The organism is Novosphingobium sp. AAP1 (assembly GCF_001295765.1).
Taxonomy (GTDB): domain Bacteria; phylum Pseudomonadota; class Alphaproteobacteria; order Sphingomonadales; family Sphingomonadaceae; genus Novosphingobium; species Novosphingobium capsulatum.
On record NZ_LJHO01000001.1, the window covers coordinates 133,893 to 156,621 of the forward strand.

19 protein-coding genes are annotated in these 22,729 nt (G+C 64.5%); 12 read left to right on the forward strand and 7 right to left on the reverse strand.

Going from position 1 to position 22,729, the window contains the following annotated elements; genetic code table 11:
- Positions 1-20 precede the first annotated feature (20 nt).
- From IP65_RS00560 to IP65_RS00570, 3 genes are all read right to left on the reverse strand, one after another.
- The gene (locus IP65_RS00560; protein WP_054130397.1) at positions 21-977 is read right to left on the reverse strand and encodes a LysR family transcriptional regulator; all 957 of its coding nucleotides are present in this window, start codon (positions 975-977) and stop codon (positions 21-23) included.
- A 79-nt stretch (positions 978-1,056) separates the two neighbouring features.
- Positions 1,057-2,178 carry an FAD-dependent monooxygenase gene (locus IP65_RS00565; protein WP_054130398.1) on the reverse strand — a complete coding sequence of 374 codons (1,122 nt, stop codon included), beginning with the start codon at positions 2,176-2,178 and terminating at the stop codon, positions 1,057-1,059.
- 132 nt (positions 2,179-2,310) lie between these two features.
- Positions 2,311-4,764, reverse strand: a complete 2,454-nt coding sequence (locus IP65_RS00570; protein WP_054130399.1) for a TonB-dependent receptor — start codon at positions 4,762-4,764, stop codon at positions 2,311-2,313.
- A gap of 39 nt (positions 4,765-4,803) precedes the next feature.
- Between IP65_RS00570 and IP65_RS21195 the strand changes: the two genes are divergently transcribed.
- From IP65_RS21195 to IP65_RS00600, 7 genes are all read left to right on the forward strand, one after another.
- Entirely contained in the window at positions 4,804-5,064 is a 261-nt protein-coding gene (locus IP65_RS21195) for a hypothetical protein (RefSeq protein ID WP_156306317.1), read from the forward strand.
- A 98-nt stretch (positions 5,065-5,162) separates the two neighbouring features.
- The gene (locus IP65_RS00575; protein ID WP_054130400.1) at positions 5,163-5,903 is read left to right on the forward strand and encodes an EthD domain-containing protein; all 741 of its coding nucleotides are present in this window, start codon (positions 5,163-5,165) and stop codon (positions 5,901-5,903) included.
- A 165-nt stretch (positions 5,904-6,068) separates the two neighbouring features.
- The gene (locus IP65_RS00580) at positions 6,069-6,602 is read left to right on the forward strand and encodes a sigma-70 family RNA polymerase sigma factor (RefSeq protein ID WP_231627470.1); all 534 of its coding nucleotides are present in this window, start codon (positions 6,069-6,071) and stop codon (positions 6,600-6,602) included.
- Positions 6,589-7,299, forward strand: a complete 711-nt coding sequence (locus tag IP65_RS00585) for an anti-sigma factor domain-containing protein (protein ID WP_082349685.1) — start codon at positions 6,589-6,591, stop codon at positions 7,297-7,299. The genes IP65_RS00580 and IP65_RS00585 overlap by 14 nt, the downstream gene beginning before the upstream one ends.
- 286 nt (positions 7,300-7,585) lie before the next feature.
- Entirely contained in the window at positions 7,586-8,146 is a 561-nt protein-coding gene (locus IP65_RS00590; protein ID WP_022675877.1) for a fasciclin domain-containing protein, read from the forward strand.
- Positions 8,147-8,324: 178 nt separating this feature from the next.
- Positions 8,325-9,329 carry a DUF3034 family protein gene (locus IP65_RS00595; protein WP_156306319.1) on the forward strand — a complete coding sequence of 335 codons (1,005 nt, stop codon included), beginning with the start codon at positions 8,325-8,327 and terminating at the stop codon, positions 9,327-9,329.
- 28 nt (positions 9,330-9,357) lie between these two features.
- Positions 9,358-9,837, forward strand: coding sequence for a group 1 truncated hemoglobin (locus IP65_RS00600; RefSeq protein ID WP_054130404.1), 480 nt, complete (start codon positions 9,358-9,360; stop codon positions 9,835-9,837).
- Between the two features lie 209 nt (positions 9,838-10,046).
- On the opposite strand, the gene IP65_RS00605 is transcribed toward IP65_RS00600, so the two are convergent.
- The gene (locus IP65_RS00605; RefSeq protein ID WP_231627471.1) at positions 10,047-11,654 is read right to left on the reverse strand and encodes an alpha/beta hydrolase domain-containing protein; all 1,608 of its coding nucleotides are present in this window, start codon (positions 11,652-11,654) and stop codon (positions 10,047-10,049) included.
- Positions 11,651-14,083 carry a TonB-dependent receptor gene (locus tag IP65_RS00610; protein ID WP_231627473.1) on the reverse strand — a complete coding sequence of 811 codons (2,433 nt, stop codon included), beginning with the start codon at positions 14,081-14,083 and terminating at the stop codon, positions 11,651-11,653. Before IP65_RS00610 ends, IP65_RS00605 begins: the two co-directional genes overlap by 4 nt.
- A gap of 345 nt (positions 14,084-14,428) precedes the next feature.
- Here IP65_RS00610 and IP65_RS00615 point away from each other — a divergent pair, with 345 nt between their 5' ends.
- Together IP65_RS00615 and IP65_RS00620 are read left to right on the forward strand one after the other, a co-directional pair.
- Complete coding sequence (locus IP65_RS00615) at positions 14,429-15,643, forward strand: acyl-CoA dehydrogenase family protein (RefSeq protein WP_231627475.1); 1,215 nt, start codon at positions 14,429-14,431, stop codon at positions 15,641-15,643.
- A gap of 183 nt (positions 15,644-15,826) precedes the next feature.
- Positions 15,827-16,447, forward strand: coding sequence for a cytochrome c (locus IP65_RS00620; RefSeq protein ID WP_082209073.1), 621 nt, complete (start codon positions 15,827-15,829; stop codon positions 16,445-16,447).
- Positions 16,448-16,594: 147 nt separating this feature from the next.
- Here the strand turns inward: IP65_RS00620 and IP65_RS00625 are convergent, their stop codons facing one another.
- Together IP65_RS00625 and IP65_RS00630 are read right to left on the reverse strand one after the other, a co-directional pair.
- Positions 16,595-17,374 (reverse strand): hypothetical protein, encoded by a 780-nt coding sequence (locus IP65_RS00625; RefSeq protein WP_022678567.1) that lies wholly within the window; start codon positions 17,372-17,374, stop codon positions 16,595-16,597.
- Positions 17,374-19,794, reverse strand: coding sequence for a TonB-dependent receptor (locus IP65_RS00630; protein ID WP_054130405.1), 2,421 nt, complete (start codon positions 19,792-19,794; stop codon positions 17,374-17,376). The genes IP65_RS00625 and IP65_RS00630 overlap by 1 nt, the downstream gene beginning before the upstream one ends.
- 528 nt (positions 19,795-20,322) lie before the next feature.
- Between IP65_RS00630 and IP65_RS00635 the strand changes: the two genes are divergently transcribed.
- From IP65_RS00635 to IP65_RS00645, 3 genes are all read left to right on the forward strand, one after another.
- A complete protein-coding gene (locus IP65_RS00635) occupies positions 20,323-21,666 on the forward strand; it encodes a helix-turn-helix domain-containing protein (protein ID WP_156306321.1) in 1,344 nt (447 codons plus the stop codon).
- 93 nt (positions 21,667-21,759) lie between these two features.
- Positions 21,760-22,296 carry a MarR family winged helix-turn-helix transcriptional regulator gene (locus tag IP65_RS00640; protein ID WP_022678564.1) on the forward strand — a complete coding sequence of 179 codons (537 nt, stop codon included), beginning with the start codon at positions 21,760-21,762 and terminating at the stop codon, positions 22,294-22,296.
- Positions 22,293-22,712, forward strand: a complete 420-nt coding sequence (locus tag IP65_RS00645; protein ID WP_022678563.1) for a thioesterase family protein — start codon at positions 22,293-22,295, stop codon at positions 22,710-22,712. Before IP65_RS00640 ends, IP65_RS00645 begins: the two co-directional genes overlap by 4 nt.
- The last annotated feature ends 17 nt before the right edge of the window (positions 22,713-22,729 follow it).

The window sequence follows — 22,729 nt, forward strand, 5'->3', positions numbered from 1 at the left end:
ATGTGGTAATTTTCGCGAAATCAGCCCGACGCGGTGCGTCCGGCGCTGCTTGCGGCAAGGTGCGCCTTGGCAGGATCGCGCGACGCCATCAGCCGGATGCGTTCCACCAGCCAGTTCAATGCCAAGTCGTTGCCGCTGGCGACATGCCATTGCAGCATCTCGCGAATGGGCGGCATCACGAAGGGCAACTCACGCAGCACGATCGCCTCGCTCTGCGCCATCTGCTCGGCCAGCCGGCGCATCACTGTCGCCACCCGCCTGGTGCCGACCACCAGTTTGGGAAGCACCAGAAACGTCGGCGCAACTACCTCCACCCGGCGCGCCAGCTTCATCCGCGACATGAAACTGTCCTCGAAAGCCGGCACCCGCATGCGCCCAAAGCGGGCAACGGCGTGGCCCACATCAAAGTAGGACTGGCGCGTTATCTCGCTGTGCATGAAGGGATTTTCGTCCCAGCCGATCATCACGTGATCGTCCTCGAACAGCAGGCAACTGGGATGATCAGGGCTCAGCGCATAGTCGAGCGAGACGAGGAGATCGGCCTGCTGCCGCTCGATCACCTCGTGCGGGGCATCATGCAGGGGGAGAATGTCCACCCGCATGTTGGGTGCCGATGTTTCGAGATCGCACAGCACGTCGGCCAGCAGGACCTGCGTGACATAGTCCGAGCCCACGACCTTGATCTGGCGATCGCAGGTCAGCGGGTTGAATTCAGGAGCGACCGTGATCGTGTTGCGGATCTGCTCAAGCACGGCGCGGACCGGCTCGCGCAGTTCCTCGCCACGCACGGTCAGGGTCATCTGGCGGCCACGCACCACCATGAGCTCGTCGCCGAAATAGTCGCGCAGCCGCGCCAGGGAACTGGAGGCGGCAGACTGGGACAGGCACAGGCGCTCTGCCGCCAGCGTCACGCTGCGTTCGGTGAGCAGGGCATCGAGCGCCACGAGCAAGTTAAGATCGAGCCGCTCGAACCGCATAGAACATCTCCCGGTCGTTTTTCATCATTTTGCGCCAAGCCTCCTAACGCGTCGCGCCTTGCCGAACCACCTCCCCTGTTCAGATCGGCTCCGCCAGCGCGGCAACAGCGACCCCAAACACCTGCGTCTGCTCTGCAGACGGGGCGCGGTCGATCTCCATCTGGCCCAGCCGCACGCTGGTTTGCACCACCAGCCGGCTGCGTTCCCAGCGGCGCTCTGCAAAAGCGTGCCACCCGGCCGCAACGCTGTCCGCCGCAAGCATTTCGTGCGCCAGAACCAACCCGTCTTCCACCGCCAGACCGGCGCCCGATGCAAGATGGGGCGTGGTCGCGTGCGCGGCATCGCCGATCAGGCCGACCCGGCCCACGGCCCAGGGGCGCGGCAGCAGCATCGCCTCGAGCGGGCGATAGTTGAACGCGCTGTCGGGCCCCAGGTCGTCGCGCACGGTGGCGATCACGCCGCCAAAGCCGGCCAGAATCTCGCGCAGCATCGCGATCCCTTCCTCGGCACCCACCCGAGGGTTGCCGGGCATCGGGGTATTGCAGAACATGTACATCTTGTCGGCCGAGCATGGCGTCACGCCGGCCTTGCGGTCTGGACCGTAATACATGCGGCCACTGTCCAGCCACGCCGGCCGATCGGCCAGCACGCGCCAGCACCCCTGCCCGGTGAATTGCGGGCGCGGTGCATCGGGAAACAGCAGCCCGCGCATGGCAGAAAACGCGCCGTCGGCCCCAACCACCAGGTCATAGCGCCCGTTCGACCCATCGGTGAACACCACGTCCACGCCATCGGCATCCTGCGTGAACGATGCCACCGTCACCCCCAGCCGCACATCGGTATTCACCGCGCGGGTGCGGCTCGACATGATGTTGTGCAGCACCGGACGCAAGATGCCACCGGCGGCGGGAAGGTCGGCGGCCAGCGGCGGCATCGCGTGCTCGGCAATCAAATCCCCGGCCTGGGTATAGAGCCCGACCTTCTTGGAAAAGGCCGCAGCCGTGCTCACTTCGTCCAGCAGGTCGAGCGCCTTGAACGCGCGCAGCGTGGGCCCGGTGATGGTGATGCCAGCGCCCAGCACCTTCCACTGCGGATCGATATCCACCAGATCGACCACGATGCCGTGCTGGGCAAAGGCAATCGCGGTGGCCATGCCGCCAACGCCGCCACCGACGACAAGGGTTTTCAATTGCTTGGGCATAGTACGTTCCTTGTCGGGAGGCTGCAGTCTGATCAGAGTTTCTTGATGCCCGGCGTTGCCAAGCGTGGTTTGGCCATGCGTGGTTTGCCATCCGGGCGCCGGGAAAGGATCGCCCTTCCCCGGCTTTGAGCTTTAGAACTTCACCGATGCGCGCGCGCCATAGGTGCGGGGCGGCGCATAGGACGTGGCGATCACACCGCCGACGTTGTTGTTGTATTGCGTCAGGATGCGGACGTTGTTGTCGGTCAGATTGCGGACCCACGCCGTCAGTTGCCAGCGCTGGTCCTGCGGGCCGAACGCGATCGAGGCATCAGCGGTGAAATCGTCGCCGGAGTTGTGCTGGGCGAGATATTCAAAGCCGATCACCCGGTTGGAGCGATAGCGGCCATCGAGCGACAGTTGCAGGGTGTAATCACCCAGCGGGATGTCCTGGCGAATGCCGCCATTCAGCGACCAGCGCGGGGAGTTGAGCCCCGGCTTGCCGCTGCAGTCAATCGTGTAGACCGGCAGGCCACCCTCGGTGCCGGGGGCGTAGGGGCACCCTACCGCCGGCGGCAGCGAGGTGCCGCCACGCGGCACGTTGTAGGTGAACTGGTCCAGTGTGTTGTCGACATATTGAACGTCACCCAAAAGCAGCGTGGTCGGCGTCGCCTTGAACTGGAAATCGATGTCCACTCCCTTGATCGTCGACTTGCCGACGTTGGTGGTGAAATAGGTCGTCAGGCCATCGCTGCCGAAGCCGAAGTGTGAAACCTGCTGGTTGCGGTACTTCCACAGGAACGCCTCGACGTTGATTTGCAGGCGATTGCCCATGAGCCGGTTCTTGATGCCAGCGGTATAGGCATCGATGAATTCCGGCGCATAGGTTTCACGCCCCGTGGCCAGGGCAAAGCCGCCAGAACGATAGCCGGTCTCGTAGCTGAGATAGGCCAGCGATTGCGGCCCGACATCGTATTCTGCGGCCAGGCGATAGGTGAAGCGGTTGTTGTTGAGCGGCTTGTTCACCGCAACCGGGGCATAAGTCAGGATGTTGCCGGCATTGCCGAACGGACGCACATCACCCGGCGCAGTGGGGAAGCCCGCCGGCAATTGCGACGCAGGGATCTGGGCGGCGATATCTGCCAACGTCAGGCCGGTCGGCACCGATGGGCCGCCAAAGCAGCCATTCCCGGCGGGCGGCGGCGCGTTGGTGCACAGGTCCAGCAGGGTATTGGCCAGGCCATCGATGCGCTTTTCGTCACGCGTATAGCGTCCACCGGCAACCAGGCGGAAATGGTCGGTGGCGTGGAACACCAGCCGCCCAAACCCGGCATAGGACTTGGTGCCGATCGTGTAGCTCTGGATGGAACTTACCAGATACTGGTTGTAGGTGCTGTTGCCCTGGACGTTTTCGTCGTAGAAAAATCCGCCGATCAGCCATTCGACCGGGCCGATCGGCTTGCCCGCAAGCCGCACTTCGGCACTGAACTGATGGCTGTTTTCCTTGGTTCGTGCCCCGCGGAAACTGGGCGCCCCGTTGAACAGGTCGTCCAGGGTCGATTTGCGATAGGCCAGCAGTGTTGTCACCTTGCCAATGCTGGTGTCGAGGTTGGCTTCGCCTTCAACGCCCCAGTTGGTATCGTTGATGAACGGCTTGTCGAGCGGTGCAGGAGAGATGAACGACCCGCCGATCACGGTGTTTGCAAAAAATGCGCTGGCCTTGGGAGACAGCAGGCCCGACCACGCCCCCAGATTTGCAGGAACATACGTGTAATTGGCCGGCGCATTGGCCGAAGCCGGTGCACCCGGCGTGAAATTCAGCAGGCCATCATACGTGGCGCCCACGCCCATGCCGCCGTTGTGCGCCCAGTCCGCCGCCAACCGGAGCGACACTGCCGCGCTGGGCTGCGTCAGGATCTGCGCGCGCAGGGCCTGCGACTTGGTATTTCCCGTGCCATCGGAATAATAGCCTTTGCTGTTAACGACCTTGCCCGCCAGCCGGACCGCCGTGTTGTCGCCCACCGGCACGTTGATCATGGCATCGCCGTCGATGGCATTGAAGTTGCCATAGCCCAGCGAGGCCGCGCCCATCAGCTTGCCGATCACCGGCTTGGCGGGAAGCACATTGACCGCGCCGCCAGTCGCATTGCGGCCGTACAGCGTGCCTTGCGGGCCCTTGAGCACTTCGATCCGCTCAAGGTCGAAAAATGCGCTGCCGGTCGACGTCGGGCGGCCGATGTAGACACCGTCATAGTTGAAGGCGACAGCCGGATCGCTGTAGGCATTGTTGGTGAAATTGCCGACACCGCGCACGAAATAGCTGGTGGTCGCGCCACCACCCTGGGCAACGGTCAGCGAAGGCGCCACGGAATTGAGCGTGGCCGCGCTGTTGACGCCCGCCTTCGTCAACGCTTCTGCCGTAACCACGCTGATCGCGATCGCGGCCTTTTGCGCGCTCTCCGCCTTGCGCTGCGCGGTCACGACGATTTCCTCGAGCCCGACAGTGCCAGATTGCTGGCCCGCCTCATCGGCATGCGAGACCTGCGGCATCGCGGCCATGGCCATCATCGCCAGCGCTGAAGCGCCCGAACGAATGCCCTGCTTCATGTTTTCCTCCCTCTCCGTGACTGTTTTTTGGCTTTTATCGTGCTCGGGCTGCCCCCGATGCGCATGTCATTGTTCCGCCATTTGCAAACGCCTGTCGTTTATGCTGTCGCACGCGGCGCGCCGCGCCCGCTGCGCCAGAGCGGCCCGACCGGCTTCCTGCTCACCCGCGTTTTTCCTGACATTGTGCCGGCAAACCTAGTCAGCATCGCAGGCGGCGAAAAACGAAAGATACGCATAGCGCATTATCGATGCCATCAATGTGTGTATAAACACGAACCAATCTTCGCATTGATGGAATAAATATGGACCTATCGCCGCTAGCGGCTTTACTCCCGAGGCCGGCGTGGCAAGTTCGGGCCCGGCGCCAAGCGGCGAATGCCAGTTCAAGGGAGAGTAGGATGCTCAAGATCGTTGCCGCCGTCCGGCGCAAGCCGGGCATGACGCATGCCGAATACCTCGCCTATATCGAGCAGGTCCACGGCAAGCTGGCAACGGACAACCCCTTGCAACTCCACCGCTATGTCCAGAACCATGCGTTCGACGGGGCCTATGGGTCAGGCGATCGGCCCGATCATGTCGGCGTTTTCCATCGCGACAGCGTGACCGAACTCTACTTCACCAGCCCCCAGGCCATGGCGGAAACCTTTTCGGCCGAATACAACCGAACCGTGATTGCGCCGGACGGTGCACACTTTGCCGAATTGCCGACCAACCAGGCCTTGCTGACCATCGAAACCGTACTGGTCCCGCCGCCGGCTGCCCCGGCCGCGAACATGGTGAAGATCATGATGCTGCTGACTTGCGCCGAAGGCGTGGTCGCGGCCGAAGCCCAAGCAGGATGGCAGGCCGCGCACGAAGCCGGGCTGGCTGCTGCCCCCGCCTTTGCCACGGCGATCTGTGGGCTGACGCGTTCCGACCCGCAGGACAGCGGGCCAGGCGCGGCGATGGCGGCCCATTTTGGCGGGGGAGATCAGCCACCGCTGGCCCTGCTCGTATCGATCTGGGCGCCGGAAGACGCGCTGGCCAATTTCCGCCGCTACGAACGCAGCGTGCTAGCCAGCGGGCTGTTCCACCGCGATTACAGCTATTTCCTGTTCACCCGCGAGGTGGAAATTCTGGCGCCGCGAATGGATCAATAGGCGCGATCCGATCGGCCACCGGGCAAATGCGGGCGGGAACTTGGCGCGCGAATGCGATCGCCGCCCCCTCCCTGTTTGCCACGGTTGCGTCCACTGCCATTCAACGGCTAGACCAGCGGTCCTATGCCGCCCTCCCCCGCACCAGATGCTCTGCCGCGTTCCGAATTGGTCGCCCTTCTGCTGGCTGCGGCGGAAGGCGACGAGCCGAGCTTCTCGGAACTCTATCGCCGCACCAGCGCGAAACTATTCGGCGTGGTCCTGCGTATCTGCCCTGATCGGGGGATCGCGGAGGACGTATTGGTTGATGTCTACCTGACCATCTGGCGCCGTGCCGGCGCGTTCGATCCGGGCCGGGCCAGCCCGATCACCTGGATGGCGACGATTGCGCGCAACCGGGCGATCGACGCCATGCGCCGCCAGCCGCGTGTTGCGCCAGTCGCGATCGACGTGGTCCCCGAGATGGCCGACTGTGCCACGCTGGCAGAAGCCGCCCTGATCGAAGCGGAAGGCGATGCCCGCCTGCACCTGTGCGTCGAGCAGTTGGGCGAGCCGCAGTCTGGCGCCATCCGCGCGGCCTTTTTCCACGGGCTGACCTATGCGCAACTGGCAACCACCATGGCCGTGCCGCTGGGCACGATGAAAAGCTGGATCCGGCGGAGTCTTGCCCGGCTGAAGGAGTGCCTCCATGCCGAGGACTGATCCCGTGCTGTCCGAAGAGGATGTGGTGCTGGCTGGCGAGCTGGCGCTTGGCGTGCTGGAAGGCGATGCCTTGGCCGCCGCCCGGCGCAGGCTGATTGCCGAACCGGCGTTTGCCCGCGAAGTGGAACTGTGGCGCGATCACTTTGCCGCGGTTTCCGTGCGCGGACCTGCTGTGGAGCCTCCAGCCGCCTTGGCCGGCCGCGTGCAGCAGGCCCTTCGCGCGCAGGGCGGCGGCACTCTGGCAAGCCTGTCGCAGCGGGCAGTGGCGCGCTGGCGCGCTGCTGCCGTCGGGTTTGGCGCGCTGGGCCTTGGCGCGGCGGCTGCGCTGGCCCTGGTATTGCTCCGTCCCGCCACCGTCGACAATACAACCGGCGATAGGGTCCTGGTGGCTGCGCTCGATGTCCCTGCGGCGCATGCCACGCTGCTGGCGCGGATCAAGCCCGGACGGCTGCATGTCACCGGCGCGCTGCCCATTCCCGACCAGCATGACGCGCAGGCGTGGGTGATCGATGCTTCGGGCACGCCGCGTTCGCTCGGCGTGTTGCAGCGAACGGGCGGCCAGGCACTCGAAACCGTGCCACAACGCGCGCTCGCGCCGGGGCAGACGCTGGCGATCAGCATCGAGCCGATGGGCGGCGCGCCTGGTCCACTGCCGACCGGGCCTGTCGTCGCCACCGGCACGATCGAGACAATCTGAGCGCATGACAGAGGCGGGAGCGCACCGACAGTTGCGCGCCCGCTAGCCTGACAGGAGCGAAACGGGCGCGATCCGGTTCGCAGCGTCGCTGCGCGCGCCATCAGCGCAAAATCCGCCCTGCCCGAAAAAATTTTTCACCGGGCGTGCATCCAAGCGCCGGGCCCCTTGCGTAGCTGCGGCATCGGCGGGGGCAGGAAGCCATCCACTATCCCTGCGCCCGTCGAAATGAATGCAGCATTCGTCCGCATTGCCTGTGGTTGTGCGGAAACCCAAAAGGAACAAGATCATGAAGCTTTTCAAGATCCTCACCACCCTTATTGCTGCCAGCACGCTGCCCATCGGCGCGACCGCTCTCTATGCCGCAGCCGCGCCGGTCACCGTCGGTGGCGCGCCGATGTATCCCACCAAGAACATCATCCAGAACGCGGTCAATTCCAAGGACCACACCACCCTGGTCGCGGCTGTGAAGGCCGCCGGGTTGGTCGATACGCTGCAAGGGCCTGGGCCGTTCACCGTGTTTGCGCCCACCGATGCGGCCTTTGCCAAGCTGCCGGCAGACACCGTGCCCACGTTGCTCAAGCCGGAAAACAAGAACCAGCTGACCGCGGTGCTGACCTACCATGTCGTGCCCGGCAAGCTCAGCGCGATGGCGCTGCGCCGGAAGGTGATGCAAGGCCACGGCAAGGCGATGCTCAAGACCGTACAGGGCGAGGATCTGACCGTGACCGCCATGGGCCGCAAGCTGATGATCACCGACAGCAAGGGCGGCATGGCCACCGTCACCATTCCCGACGTCAACCAAAGCAATGGCGTGATCCACGTCATTGACGCCGTTCTGTTGCCCTGAGGGTCGCACACCAGGCGGGCATCACGGGGCGGGGGAAACGTGCGCGTTTCCCCCAAACCCGACAGCACACCGGGGGGCACGAACGCGCGCACCCATCGTACCGAACACAAACACACACACGCCGTATCTGATGCAACGCGGGACGGATGATCCTGCATTTTCAGTGGAGTAGAACAACATGAGGTTGAACGATATTCCGCGGGCCGCGATGGCGGCTCTGGCGGGAGCGGCTCTCTGCGCGCTCAGCGCCCCCGCGTTTGCCGAGACAACACCCGGCGATGCCGAGACCGCCGCACCAGCCGATAGCGGTGGCGGCGATACCCAATCGCCTGGCGACGCGTCGCACGAGCTGGTGCCATTTCGCAATGGCGGGCGCCTGCTGCTGACCGGCGGCGTCTCCACGATCGAGGGGGCCGGCGGCGGCGGCCTGGTGCCCTGGGCGCTGATCGGCGGCTATGGCACGCGCGACGAGTTCGGCATCCAGTCTTACGTCACCGGCGTAAAATCCGAGGATTTCGCGCTGGTCGCCTTCGGCGCCTCGGCCAACATCAAGAACCGGTTGGAGATTTCGCTCGGCCGGCAGAATTTCCATTTGCGCGATGTCGGCAAGGCGCTCGGGTTGGGCAACGATTTCATCATCAGTCAGACCATCATCGGCGCCAAGGTCCGCCTGATCGGCGATGCGGTGCTCGATCAGAACACGCTGGTGCCGCAAATCTCGGTGGGCGTGCAGCACAAGATCAATGACGACAAGACCGTGGTGGGCGGCGCGCTTGGCCTGCGCCGATCGAGCACCGATTTCTACATCGCCGCCACCAAGCTGTTCCTGGACAAGAACCTGCTCGTCAACACCACCGTGCGGCTGACCAAGGCCAACCAGTACGGCATTCTCGGCTTCGGCGGGCTTGGCGGCAAGGACCAGGCCTACAAGCCGACCTTCGAAGCCTCAGCGGCTTATCTGCTTACCCGCAAGCTGGCCTTCGGCGCCGAAGTGCGCACCAAATCAAACCGCCTGCAAGGCGCGCTAGGCGGGGATTCCTTCCGCGAGGACGCCGCCTACGACATCTTTGGCGCCTATGCCCTGGGCCGCAACCTGTCGCTGACGGCGGCGTACGTCGATCTTGGCCATATCGCGCTCAAGAACCAGCACGCCGCCTATCTCTCGCTGCAAGTCGGCTTCTGACGCTGCCATTCTTCCGGAGACATTCCCGATGATCACCATGCTTCTCGCCGCTGGCCTGATGGCCGCCCAACCTGCTGCTGCCGAACCGCCCGTGGCTGACCCGGCGGTCAAGCCGCACTATCCGACCCTGCCGGTCATCACCCAGAACGAGCATCTCTATGAAACGTTTGGCGGAAAGGAAGGCCTGACCGCGCTGATGGATGATGCCATGAACCGTTGGCTGGCCAATCCGCGCACGCGGCCGTTCTTTGCCAACGCCGATCAGGCGCGGATCAAGGATCTGCTGGTCAAGCAGTTCTGCGTGATCATGCACGGACCCTGCACCTACGACGGGCGGACCATGGCCGAGGCCCACCGCGGCATGAATGTTTCCGAAGGCAGCTTCTATGCGCTGGTAGAGGAATTGCAGGTGGCGATGAACAAGCGCCACATTCCCTTCAACGCCCAGAACCGGCTGATCGCGGCGCTCGCCCCGATGCATCGCGACATCATAAACAACACCAAGTGATGCAGATGACCATGCGCAAAGCCATCACGGTTGCGCGCATGGCCATTGTGGCGGCGGCATTCTCCCCTGTGGCCGCCGCCACACCCCAGCTACGGCCCGCGCTATTCACACGGCTAAGCCACGCGGATGCGCGTGCTCCTACGCTGCAATATCCGCGATCGCGTCCCGTGGCGCACGCTGGCCATTGCGTTGGCCCAGGAGAAAGAGCCTCAACGGGGCGCCGGGCCAGAGGGCCCGAAGGCTTCCGGCCCGGCGGGGGGAACGAGACCTGCGGCATCTTCCGGCAAGATGATGCCCGCGGCCACTGCGGCGCGGGTGGCGGCGGCAAAACGGCGGGCATAGCGCGCGTAGGAGCCGTAGAGCTTGCGCATCAGCGCGGGAGAAAAGGCCCGCTTGCTATCATACACCGTGCCGCAGCCAGTCTCAAAGTCGGTCCAGTATTCGAATGCCGGCACGGTGATCCACGGCGGCCGCATGCCGCCCACGATTGCCTGGGTGCGCGGATCACGTCGCACGCCGTTACTGGTACGCACCACGCGGGGATAGCGCGGCATCGGCGCGCCGGTACGCACCCAGCGGTCCATCGCATCGAGCAGCGCCGAGAACGGCAACTCGGCCGGCTCGTCATAGATCGCCTGGCAGCGCGGGTCGTTGCCATGACCGCGCTGGTTGGGCAGCGGCTCCACCTCGCCAGTGCCGAGATCGGCGGCACGCAGGTGCGGCGTCCCCATCACCTCGACATAGCGCAACATCGGCCGGTCGCTGTCCGGCGGCAGTGCAATGTGCTCGATCGCATCGTGTACGGTCTCGGACTGGCTGTAGACAGTCACGAAAGGAACGTCGTCGGGTAATCCGCGCGGGATGCGGCGCGGCGCACCGGCCACTTCGCCATAGGAGAATCGCCCGGTCATGTAGGCATCGATCAGCGGCCCGCCGTCGGGTCGGCGCCACTGCTGGTGGCGCCCCTGGTCGAGATAGTCGAACCAGACCTGCGCCTGCACTGCCCAACTGTCGACGTAGACACGGCGGACCGCCAATCCCGCCATGGGCCCGGCAGCAGACGGCGTGCGCAGCAGAAGGGCCAGTTCGGCACCGATACCCTGCGCCTGGGGCAGGAACGGATCGGGCGCACCACCACGCAAAAACCGCTGCGGATCATAATAGCTGCCGAGCGGCGCATAGCGTGCATAGTCGAAGCGTCGCATGAACTCGAGGTTCACGATGCCGCCGTACTGCGCCTGATCGGAATTGCCCACCTCGCCCGGCACCGGCGGGAACTTGGGATCGGCAGGCGGGGCATTGATGTCGAGGGTGTAGGCGACGAAGGCATAGCCGCGCCGCATGAGATAGGCGCGGGTCAGTATCCATCCGGCTGCACGCGCGCCGAACCAGCTGAAAGGCTCAATCACCACCGTGCCGTTGAAGCGCGCAGGGTCAGCCGGGCGGCGCACCAGGATGCGCGTAATATAGGGCGCCGCCGCCACGCGCACATGGCCATCGGCGTCGATCGCCGGGGCCTTGCCTACGAGGTAGTATTCCGCCTCTTCATACCCTGCTGCAGCAAGATCGGCATGCTCGGGGCCAGGTCGCCGCGCCGAGGACAGTGGCAGGGCGCCGCTGTCGGGCACCGGGATGGCCTCGGGCAGAGTAATCGCCGCCGCCTCTGGCGCAGCGGCCGATGCGGGGGTGGGCAGCGGCGCAACGGCGGGGGCGGCCCTTGCCGTGGGAGCAAGGGCTGCAAGCGCGCCGCATGCCAGGCTACACATCAGGCCAAGTGCCAGGATAGCCCCGCGCATGTCGCTGCCGCGCCGCCTCATTTGCCGAACGGCACCCGCAGCGTGGCGCCATAAGTCACCGGCGGGCCATAGATCGATGTCACGCCCAAAATGCCAAGGTTGAGCGCATAGGCACGATAGGCCTTGTTGAACACGTTGCGCCCCCAGGCAGTCAGTGAGATGCCGGTGCTCGTGTCGCGCCAGGTCAGCGACGCATTGGTGATATTGTACGAAGGCTGCAAAGAGCCAAGGCCGTTGGTCACCTCGAGGAACTGCTTGTCGTACCACACCCCGTCGATCTGCACGGCGAGGTTGCCGCTGCCGATGTCGTGGTTGTAGCGCAGCAGGTAATTGAAGCTGAAGCGCGGCGCATTGGGCAGCTTGGCATTCTTGATATCGGCCTGCGGGAAATCGCAGCGGAACACATTGCCCAGGTTCTTGCAATACTGCGAATCCGGCGCACCGGGGAACAGCACCGGGCCAAACTGGGTACCGGTACCGGGAATGCTGTCGACCGACGAGGTTTCCCACGTAGCGCCGAACACGCCATCGACATGGCGCGAGGGTGACCAGAACGACTCCAGTTCGGCCCCGGTCGCATGGGCATTGCTGTTGTAAACATGGGGCACGCCGCCAGCCAGCGAGAAGGCCTGATAGTCTTCGTAGAAGTAGTGGTAGACCGTGCCGTTGACGCGCAGCGTGCGGCCGAGCAGGCTGGTCTTGAAGCCGGCTTCGAGGCTGTTGAGCGTCTCGGGACGATGCTGGAAATCTTGCGGGGTGATCGTCGAGGACAGCGACCAGTTGCCACCCTTGATGCCGCGATTCCACGACGCGAACAACAGCGTGTCGGGCGTGGCCTGGTAATTGAGCGAGACGCGGGCAGCCCAGTCACCATAGTTGATGCGGTTGACGCCCGGCACCACGGCCGCCAGGTCACGATCGGTGAACAACACGCGCGGGTCGGGCTGCGGGGCGTATGTCGGGTCGATCAGAACCGCGGTATAGTCGATCGCCTTGTGGTCCTTGGAATAGCGCCCGCCGATCGTGACCGAAAACTTGTCGGTCAGTTGCAGGTCACCCTGCGCGAACAGCGACCAGTTCTTGGAGCGCAGCACATAGAACTGGTCGACCGTCGGGAACGAAAAGCCGCCGTTGGCTTGCTCGGCCAGTGAAATCATCGGCACCCCTGTAACGCCGTGGACGCCGTCGTATTTCATGTCGAGGTAATAACCGCCCGCCTGCCACTTGAGCAGCCCGGTATGGCCTGAGAAGCGCAATTCCTGCGAGAACTGGTGGAAGCGCACGCGCGTATCGACGTTGACGACATCGAGCGGCGTGGCATCGCCGTCTTCGGCATAGACCTTGTTCATCGTCAGGTAGTTGGTGATCGCGGTGAGACTGACGCCGCCCAGGTCCCAGTCGAGCTGGCCCTGGTAGCTGTTGGTTACACGGTTGAGATCGCCCTTGCGGTTGCCGAAGTGTTCCCACGGCGAGGCCGGGGCCGAGGTGACGCCGTTGATGACCCCATTGCGGCTGTCGCTAAGGCCAGCGGCGTTGGTATCGCAATAGCCGTTGGCAAGATAGACGCAGTTTTCGAAGACATAACCGCCCGTGGCGACATGATTGTCTTCGGAATGTTTGTACCACAGGCTGAGCGTGGCCTTGGGGGCAAGATCGACCTGCAGGTTGAGGCGTGCGGCCCAGCCGTTCTTGCCGCCGAGGTCCTGCCCGCTGCCCGGCAACACGCCGAGACCCAACGCGGTAGCATCCGTGCTGCGCGACTTGATGTAGCCATCGGCCTTTTCGACCCGACCCGCCGCGCGGAAACGTACGCCCGGCACGATCTGCGCCCCGATGGCGCCTTCGAGCGAGCGATCGTTGAACTTGCCATATTCGCCCTGGACGTAGCCGTTGAGCGCGTCCTGGCTGGCATCCTCGCTGAGGTAATGGATCAGTCCGCCGGTGGCGTTGCGCCCGAACAGCGTCCCCTGGGGGCCGCGCAGCACTTCGACGCGTTTGATGTCGAACAGTTGCCCTGCCACGGCGTTCATCGAGGCGATGTAGGCGTTGTCCTGGTAGACCGCGACCGGAGCCTCGAGGTTGTCGGTGAAATTATTCTGCGAGATGCCGCGCAGACTGAAGATCGTCAGGTTGGGCGACCAGGCGTTGACACGCAGCGCGGGGATCTGCTGGGTGATCTGGGTGGTGTCGGTGATACCCAGGCGCTTGACCTGTTCGCCGGAAAACGCGCTGACCGAGATCGCCACCTTCTGCACACTTTCGCTGCGCTTGTTGGCGGTCACGAGAATTTCAGAAGCAAGCCCCCCGGCGTTGGCTTGCGCTGCCGGCGCAGCGGCGGACACTGCGGCTGGATCGGCGGCCTGCTGGCCAATGGCCAGTGCAGGTGCGGCGGCCATCGTCGACGCAAGAAGATAGGCCACGCGACGCGCGGCATGGTCACGGCGGATCATGGTACTGCTACTCCCCATAGCGATCCACGCCTCCTTTTAGAGTGCGCGCGCAAATGTTGTTCCTGCTGCGACTTTGTGTCTCACGGTTTACAGTATATGGCAATAGCCTATTATTGTTGCGTTCACGGAACAGTCGAGAATGCCCCCTCCACGCATGGGAATCCCCGCAGCGTCGGGAATTTAGCCCCTGCTATGGCCCTGACCGAACGGGAAGGTTGACCTTCATCGCAGATATGCGACATTGTTGCGCAATCGAGAAAATAACCTCGAATCGACAATTATTGTAACTCATAAGTCGAATCAGGCCGGTTCTGGCCCACGACAGCCCCAATGGAGAGAGCGGTCATGAGCGTTACAGTTGCCCCCCATATGGATGCCGCCCGCGAAGCGCATGACCTTGCCGCCATGCTGGTCCAGCGCGCACGCGACATGGTGCCGGTGTTGCGCGAGCGCGAGGTGGAGGCGATTGCGGCCCGCCAAGTTTCGGCCGAAACGATCCGCGATTTCAAGGATGCCGGGTTCTTCAAGGTGCTGCAACCGCGCAAGTACGGCGGCTTCGAACTCTCGCCAGCAGTCTATTGCACGATTGCCAAGACGCTGGCCGAAGGCTGCATGGGCAGTGCGTGGGTCTATGGCGTGGTGGCCGTGCACAACTGGCAGATGGCGCTGTTCGATCCGCAGGCAGCAGAAGACGTCTGGGGCAAGGATCCCTCGGTGCTGATCAGCTCATCCTATATGCCAACCGGCAAGGCCGTGCCGGTGGAAGGCGGCTACCGCTTCAGCGGGCGCTGGCAGTTCTCCAGCGGATCGCAACACTGCGATTGGGTGATCCTGGGCGCCAACATGGTCGCCCCCGACGGAGACGGCACGCCCGAGCCCTACAACTTTCTGGTGCCGCGCACCGATTATCAGATCGTCGATACCTGGCACACGATGGGCCTGTGCCCCACAGGCAGCAACGACATCGTGATCGAAGATGCATTCGTGCCCGCGCACCGCGTGATCCGTGAGCGAGACATGTTTGCGATGAACTGCCCAGGCCATGCCGCCAACCCCGGCCCGCTCTATCGCATTCCCTTCGCGCAGGTGTTCAACCGCACCGTCTCGACCACGTCGATCGGTTCGCTGCGCCGCGCGCTCGAAATCTTCGTGCGGGCCACGCGCGAGAAGCGCGCCACCTATTCGGGTGCGCGCCTGGCGGCCGATACCACCATCCAGCAAGCCGTGGCCGAGGTGAAGTTGATCCTCAACGACCTGGAACTGCGCCTCGCCAGCGACCTGGCCGAGCTTGACGCGCGATCGCTCAGCGGCGACTGGCCGATCGAACGCCGTGCCGAACTGGGCCACCACACCACCGCCATGGTCAGCCGCTGCGTTACCGCGATCGACCAGCTCATGCTGTTTTCGGGCGGCAAGGCCATCTACGCTGGCAATCAGGTACAGCGCGCGTTCCTCGACATCCATTGCGCGCGCGCACATGTTGCCAACAATCCGTATCCCTATGCCCGCAACGTTGGCGCGATGGCCTTCGGTTACGACAACGATTGCATGGACCTGTAACCAGGTGGCCCGCGCAGCGGGGCGCCGCGCGCCATTTGCGCGGTGATCGCGCCTGATAGTCGCGGCCGACAGCGCCCTGCCCCCGTTGCTGTGACCGTAACCCAACCGTTTCACGCGCGGCCGTGCTGCACTCCTGCCCTATCGCGGTGACAGGCAATACGCTGCAGGAAGGAATTGAAAGTGATGGACGGGGTGAAACGGGCCGGACGGTTGGGCCAGGGAATGCTGTCAGTGGCAGCGCTGGCGCTGCTCGCCTGTGCCTGCAGCGGGCAGCGGGAAGACCAAGCTGCAAGCCAGACTGCGAACGGGACGGCAAAGGGCGCGGCGACATCGGGTACGGCCGCGATCCAGCCGGTGGTTTCGATCAAGGAACTGATGGATTCCACCGTCGATCCCGCTGCTGACGGGGTGTGGGACGCGGTAGGCACGATCACCACGGCCAGCGGCGTCGATCACCACCAGCCGCGCAGCGATGAGGAATGGCAGGCGGTGCGCCGCCACGCAGTGACTCTTGCAGAGGCAATGAACCTGGTCATGCTCGATGGGCGCCATGCCGCACCCACCGGCACCCGCCCCGGACTGGGCGAGCAGGCCCCGGCACAAATCGAGGCGGCAATTCGCGCCAACCCGGCGCAGTTCGACCAGTTCGCGACGGCCACGCGCGACGTTGCGATCGACATGGTCCGGGCGATCGACCGGCACGACGTCGATGCCGTGATGAAGCTGGGCGGCACGCTCGATGATCGCTGCGAGTCCTGCCACGTGACCTATTGGTATCCGAACTCACCGCGCCCCAAGACCTGAGGTTGCGAAGCGCTCTTGGCCACGCGGCCGCAGGGAGCCGCGCGGTCCGATGGGAAGAATCTGAAGAGAGGCGACGCGCACGAAACTTCGCCGTGCGCGTCGCTATGCCTGCGCGCGCAGGCTAGGCGGCGTGGACAGGGTAGCCCCTCATGGCGTGGGCTCGGTTTTCATCTCAAGGCTGCCGTCAGTCCCCACCACCGTGCGCTCGCCATCACAGACGTATTCTTCGATGCGGTAGCTCGCCGGCTCGCGCTTGTAGAGGAAGGTGAAACGATAGGGTGCGGTGAGGTACTGTGGGTCGGTAATGGTCACATCGTCGGCGAGGATGCCATCAGCCCGCAGGTGCAGACGTTCCTCCACATGCATCGCGGGCGAATGCGGGATGTCCTCATAGCGGACATCCTCACGCACGCCGGCGGTTTCAACCACGAGCACTCCGCCTTCCCAGCGTCCAACCGACCGACCGAAATAGCCGGGGTTGATCGCCTCCACCGGCGGCAACGCTTCGTCAAGGTAGATGCGCCGGACCTGCGACATGAACTCGGCCAGCACGGTCACCTGCCGCAATGCCGGGTTCTGCAGAATCTGCAGCGCATAATGCGCGCCCATGATCCCAGGCACGCCCTCGGGCAGGCACTGCGAACTCGGCGTGGGCAAAGGCTTGCCGGCAGCATCTGCAGCGGCGCGGCGCTGCTCCATCGCCTGCCACTGCGCGAGGTATGGTGCGCGCAGCGGCGGCGGCACGACCTGCAACTCGGCCGGGTCAGGCTGGCCCGAGAACGTGCCGGGATAGGGCGGATAGCGGTTCCACACCCCCGAAATATCGGGCTCTTGCGCAGGTGCAGATGCAATCGCCGGGGCGGCGACGAGCGCCCCGGCGATTGCCAGTGTGGCGATGATGCGCCGCTGTGCCGCAGTGAAGGCCATCACTGCCGTGCCGTCAGCGTCAGGCCGATGGTGCGCGGGCGGAAGCTGCCGGCACGGTACCAGGTCGATATCGGCGAATCGTGGTAGAGCCCCAAGATCGGCTGGCTGTCGGTTACATTGTTGACGAAGACGCTGAGGTCGATATCAGCCTTGCCCGCCTTGAACCGGCCGCCAGCGCGCAGGTCGATCTGCGACGTGGCGGGCGGACGCGGCAGTGCGGGATCGACCAGCGGGGAGTTCGTATCGATCGGCGTGTTGTTGTGGCTGCTATAGGAATAGTCGGCACGGGCGTAGCCATCGACCGATCCCACCGGCTCGACCAGCTCGGCATTGAGCTGCAGCGACCACGGGGCCACCGCGAAAGGCTCGCCCGCGCGACGGATCGTGGTGCCGCCGGGGCCCGGGATCGCGGTGGTATAGCGCGCATTGGTATAGGCCACCGAGGCCCCCAGCGTCAGAGCCGGGATGGGCTTGGCGGCCAGCGACAGATCGAAGCCGTCGATCTTAGCCTTGCCCAGGTTGAGCGCGGCATAGATCGAGCAGGTCGGCAGCGAGAACAGCGTCTGCACGTTGTTCCAGTCGATGTGATAGGCCGAGGCATCGACCGCCAGCTTGCCGCCGAACAGCCGGTTCTTGGCCCCCGCTTCATAGCTCCAGATCGAGTCGGGCTTGAGCGTCTGCGACGCCAGCGGATCAAACCCGATCGCTGCGGCGTCGGCAGCGCAGGTCAACCCGACCGGCGGCGAGATCCCTGGTCCGCGCACGCCCTTGGCCGCACTGACATAGAACAGGTTGTTGCGATCGGCCTGGAACGACACCCCCGCGCGCGGCGTGAAAGTGCGGCTGGTCACGCCGAGGCTGTCGGTGTGGCCGGCGGTGGTATAGAGCGGGCCTGCGGTGAAGCCCTCGAACTTGTAGTTGGCGATGGTGTAGCGACCGCCCAGCGTGAGCTTCACCCGCGGCACGATCTCGTAGTCCGCCTGGGCATAGACCGCTGCCTGGCGATCGCGGTGCGTGTTGCGCTGAAACACGCTGTAGCGCCCCTGATAGAGATCGACACCATAAGCATCGGCGAGCGATGCATATTCCGGGTCACCAGCCTGCCGCTGACTATAGTTGACCACGTCGAGCAGCTGCGGATCGCTGCCAGCATACTGGTCGCGCACGAACGAGCGCTGGTAGAAGGCGCCGATGATCCAGTTGAACCGCGCGTTGGCGTTGTCATTCTGCAGACGCAGTTCCTGGGTGAACGCGGTCTGCTTGGTGTTGCTGGCCGTACCCGGGGCGTAGTTGGCAAATTCGGCCGGTATAGTGCCGACGATATTGCCGAACAGCGAGAGGCTGAGCGTGGCGTCGTCGCTCTGGGTGCGCGTGGTACGGTGGAAATACGAGGTATCAGACACCAGTGTCGCCCCGCCCAGCGACAGCTCGACCTTGAGCGCAGGCAGATAGAAACGGTCGGAATGGCTCTCGGGCTTGGTGTTGAGGCTCAGCCGCTGGTCCCCGCGCGAGAGGTCGGACTGCGCAACCTCGAACCGCGACCCGTCGGCGATGTCCTGGTACTGGTAGAAGATCGAAGGCGTGATCGTCAGCGTCTCGGTGGGTTTCGCCCCCACCGCCAGCCGTGCCGAGACCGTATTCGAACTGTTGATGTCCTTCTGCGTCACCTGCTTGGTGGTGCGATCGAGACGATCGATGTAACCGCCGTCGTGACGCATCCAGCCGCTGGCGCGGAAGCCGATCTTGTCGGTGATGATCGGCGCGCCCACTGCCAAGCCGCCTTCATAGCTTTCAGCGCCGTTCTTGGTCGTGGCCACTTCGGCACGGTCGTACATCGAGACCGTATCATAGCTGGGCTTGGGCATGATGAAGCGCAGCGCGCCGCCCACCGACCCGCTGCCGAACAGCGTGCCCTGCGGCCCACGCAGCACTTCCACGCGCTCGAGATCGAAGACCTGCGGATAGGGATTGCTTAGCGAGGGGCTCACGCCAACGCGGGTTTGCACCGGGGTATCGTCGATATAGACGCCGGTGGTGGGAATGCCCGACGAGGAATCCACGCCGCGGATCGCAATCGTGGTCTGGCCCGTGCCATAGAGCACCGCGGTCTGGCCGAACGAGACCCCCGGGGTGATCTGGGCGATATCGGCAATCGAACGTACGCCCTGCGCGTCGAGTTCGGCGCTGGTCTTGGCGACCACGCTGGCAGGCACCCGGCTCAGCGACTGTGCCTTGCGCGTGGCAGTAACGATGATTTCTCCCACCTGGCCGCTGCTCGGCGTGTCGGTGGGCGGCACGGTCGCGCCCGGCGGCGTGGCGACATCGCCGACCTGCTGTGCCAGCGCGGCCAGCGGGGCGATGATTGTTGAAGACGCAAGAAGGAGGGCCGCGCGACGCGCGGCAACGGAACGATCTGTCATGATAATGCTACTCCCCGATAGCGGAACGCGCCTCCTTGTTGGAGTATCGCGAGTGAGGCTCTTATGAGTGGCCGATAGTGTTACCTAGTTTACATTATATGGCAATATGCTTGTTTTGTTGATTATTTGCAACAAAAGGGGTTTAGCTCGATCTTGCTGATTTATGAGGGCAACTGCCCTTTTTTGCAGTTTCCAGGCGCAGCCCAAAACCGAGGTAGCGCCAACAAATCAACCCAATTGTTGCATAATTTATACAAATATCAGTTTTTCAGATATTTTGTTTTGTTATGATCACCAGTTTGCCTAGCATTGGATACGGCGAGGGCGATTGATTCGCGCCGCCCGCCGAGCTAGCCAGGCGAGAGGCTGGCGCCATCGCCTTGAGGAGCGAGGCTGGGCGCATCATAGACTTTGTTTTAACCTTAAAGTAAATCAAAATTTGGCGTTTTCATCACGATGCAGGTAAAGCAACAGCGATGTCGCGTCGGTCGCCGCGGATGAACCCGGCCATGAGGGAGAGACCGGATCGTGGAGAACCCCGCAAATCCCCCGCCAAAAGCCGGTGACACGGGCGACCATGCGTCAGCACGCCTTGCCGAAGAGATTGCCCGCGTACGCGCGGTTCTCGCCGCCAGCCGCTCAGCCGTGCAGTTGCGCCTGTTCGACTACCTTGCCGCGCGATCGGGCGATGCACGCGCGCCCAAGGAAATCGAGATCGCGCATGCCGTGTTCGGCGGCGACGAATCGACCGACGCAGCCGCCGACTCCGGTGTGCGCGTTTATGTCCACCGCCTGCGCAAGCGCCTTGAAGACCACTATCGCGGGCAGCCCGGTGCGCGTCTCGTCATTCCCAAGGGCGAATATCGCCTCGTGCTTGCCGAGGTCGAGGCCGCGCAGGCCAATGCAGGCTTTACAGCACCCGACCTGCCCAAGACAGCATCGCTCCGCGCGCCCGCCATCGCCCCGCCGCCGGTGCGGTTTCGAAGGATGCCGCCCGGCGCAGTTCCGGCCCTGCTGGGGCTGGCGTTATGCTGCCTTACCATCGCGGCCGGTTTAGCGGTTTACGCCTGGCCATGGTCGCACGGGGCAGGTGGCGAGCCCGACGATGAACGGCTGCGCAACACCGCACTGTGGCGCAATCTCGGCGCAGGCGTCCCTGTGCTGGTCGTGGCCGGCGACGCCTATGCCGCCGCCGAAACCGGCGACCAGCGCAACGTGCAGCGCATGATCCTCGACCCGCGCATCGCCTCGCGGGAGGAACTGGGACAGCACATCCGCAGCCATCCCGACCAGTTCTACCGGCTCTATGACTTCGACCTGCATTTCACGCCGGTGCCGACCGCCCTCGCCGCCTGGAACGTCGAGGCGACGCTCCCCCACGAGTCCACCGGAACGCGCCGAATTGCCTCGATCGTGCCTGCCTCCGCGCTGACGCCTGCGCTCCAGCAAGGCGCTGACATCGTCTACGTTGGCCACCTTGCCGACATGGGCACGCTCTCTGCGCCGCTCGCGGCCGCCAGCAGCCTGCGTTTCGACCGACCCGGCGCGATCGTCGATCCCGCTGCGGCACGCGTCTGGCAAGCCTCGCTACCCGCGCCCGACAACACCCCGCACGTGCGCGATGCCGTGACCACCGACTATGGTTATCTTGCCAGCCTGACCGCCCCCGGCGGGCGAGCGCTGTTGGTGATTGCAGGTTTGGGCGATGTTGCCACGGCCCAGTTGGCCGGGCTGGCCACCAGCGCGCAGGCGCTCGGCCAGATCGCGGTGCATACCGGCAACCGCCCCCATTTCGAGGCGGTCTTTGCCATCGACACACGCGACGGCATCGCCGTTTCGCGCCGCCTGCTATTGGCGCGCGCACTGCGCTGAGCAGGCAGGCAATATGCACCCAGCCGGTTGGCACACATGATCCACTTGGCGGCTTGGCTTTTATGTTTTAAGCCTAAAGAAAGAGGAGATCTGATGCCAACCCCTGCCCCGGGCAACGAGCCGCCCGCAGTCACCGCCACCGACAATCTGACCGCCGCCGGCGGCCCCGCGACACGCGCCCCATTGCCCGGCGCCGGATCAGCCACGCTTCGCATGTGGGTGCGCCTGCTCGCCTGCGCCAAGATTGGCGAGAAGCAGTTGCGCCGCAAGTTCGATGAGCAGTTCGATACCACCCTGCCCCGCTTCGACGTGCTCGCCGCCCTCGATCGCGTGCCCGAGGGCCTGAGCATGAGTGCGTTGTCGCGCGCGCTGCTAGTCTCCAACGGCAACGTGACCGCAATCGTGCGCCAGTTGCAGGCCCAGGGCTTGGTCGCCTCGCGCACAGACCCGCACGACGCACGTTCGGCGATCGTCTCACTCACGCCCGCAGGCCAGCGCCAGTTCGATACCCTCGCCACCGCGCACCACGCCTGGATCGCCGCGATGCTGCGCGATGTCCCGGCCGAGCGGGTAGACCAGCTCGTGCGCAGCCTTGGCGAATTGCGCGCCATCCTGGAAGAGCGGACATGACCCGTTTCACCACCACTGCCCTCGTCCGCTTCGCACATGTCGATGCGGCCGGGATCGTCTTCTATCCGCGCTATTTCGAGATGCTCAACGGCGCGGTGGAGGACTGGTGCGCCCAGGGCCTCGGGGCCGATTTTCGTGCACTGCACGACATCCGCGGGATCGGCGTGCCCACCGTCGGTCTCGAGGCCGAATTCCACAGCCCCAGTCGGCTCGGCGACATGCTCGATATCGCGCTGGTCCCGCTCCATGTCGGGCGCAGCAGCTGCCGGCTTGAGCTGACGTTCTCGTGCGGCGGCGAAACGCGCCTCATTGCCCGCGTCACGCTGGTGTGCACCGACCTTGCCGCGATGCGCAGCACGCCGTGGCCTGACGATATCCGCGCGCGCATGACCGGGACAGCTCCGGTTGCTGCCTGATCTGGCCGCGCCCCGCT

Coding starts and splice junctions, on each gene's coding strand:
- IP65_RS00590 (WP_022675877.1), top strand. CDS start 7,586: ATGAAGCTTTTCAAGATCCTCACCACCCTTATTGCTGCCAGCACGCTG.
- IP65_RS00645 (WP_022678563.1), top strand. CDS start 22,293: ATGACCCGTTTCACCACCACTGCCCTCGTCCGCTTCGCACATGTCGAT.
- IP65_RS00615 (WP_231627475.1), top strand. CDS start 14,429: ATGAGCGTTACAGTTGCCCCCCATATGGATGCCGCCCGCGAAGCGCAT.
- IP65_RS00570 (WP_054130399.1), bottom strand. CDS start 4,764: ATGAAGCAGGGCATTCGTTCGGGCGCTTCAGCGCTGGCGATGATGGCC.
- IP65_RS00585 (WP_082349685.1), top strand. CDS start 6,589: ATGCCGAGGACTGATCCCGTGCTGTCCGAAGAGGATGTGGTGCTGGCT.
- IP65_RS00575 (WP_054130400.1), top strand. CDS start 5,163: ATGCTCAAGATCGTTGCCGCCGTCCGGCGCAAGCCGGGCATGACGCAT.
- IP65_RS00595 (WP_156306319.1), top strand. CDS start 8,325: ATGAGGTTGAACGATATTCCGCGGGCCGCGATGGCGGCTCTGGCGGGA.
- IP65_RS00640 (WP_022678564.1), top strand. CDS start 21,760: ATGCCAACCCCTGCCCCGGGCAACGAGCCGCCCGCAGTCACCGCCACC.
- IP65_RS00620 (WP_082209073.1), top strand. CDS start 15,827: ATGGACGGGGTGAAACGGGCCGGACGGTTGGGCCAGGGAATGCTGTCA.
- IP65_RS00625 (WP_022678567.1), bottom strand. CDS start 17,374: ATGGCCTTCACTGCGGCACAGCGGCGCATCATCGCCACACTGGCAATC.
- IP65_RS00610 (WP_231627473.1), bottom strand. CDS start 14,083: ATGATCCGCCGTGACCATGCCGCGCGTCGCGTGGCCTATCTTCTTGCG.
- IP65_RS00560 (WP_054130397.1), bottom strand. CDS start 977: ATGCGGTTCGAGCGGCTCGATCTTAACTTGCTCGTGGCGCTCGATGCC.
- IP65_RS00605 (WP_231627471.1), bottom strand. CDS start 11,654: ATGAGGCGGCGCGGCAGCGACATGCGCGGGGCTATCCTGGCACTTGGC.
- IP65_RS00600 (WP_054130404.1), top strand. CDS start 9,358: ATGATCACCATGCTTCTCGCCGCTGGCCTGATGGCCGCCCAACCTGCT.
- IP65_RS00565 (WP_054130398.1), bottom strand. CDS start 2,178: ATGCCCAAGCAATTGAAAACCCTTGTCGTCGGTGGCGGCGTTGGCGGC.
- IP65_RS00630 (WP_054130405.1), bottom strand. CDS start 19,794: ATGACAGATCGTTCCGTTGCCGCGCGTCGCGCGGCCCTCCTTCTTGCG.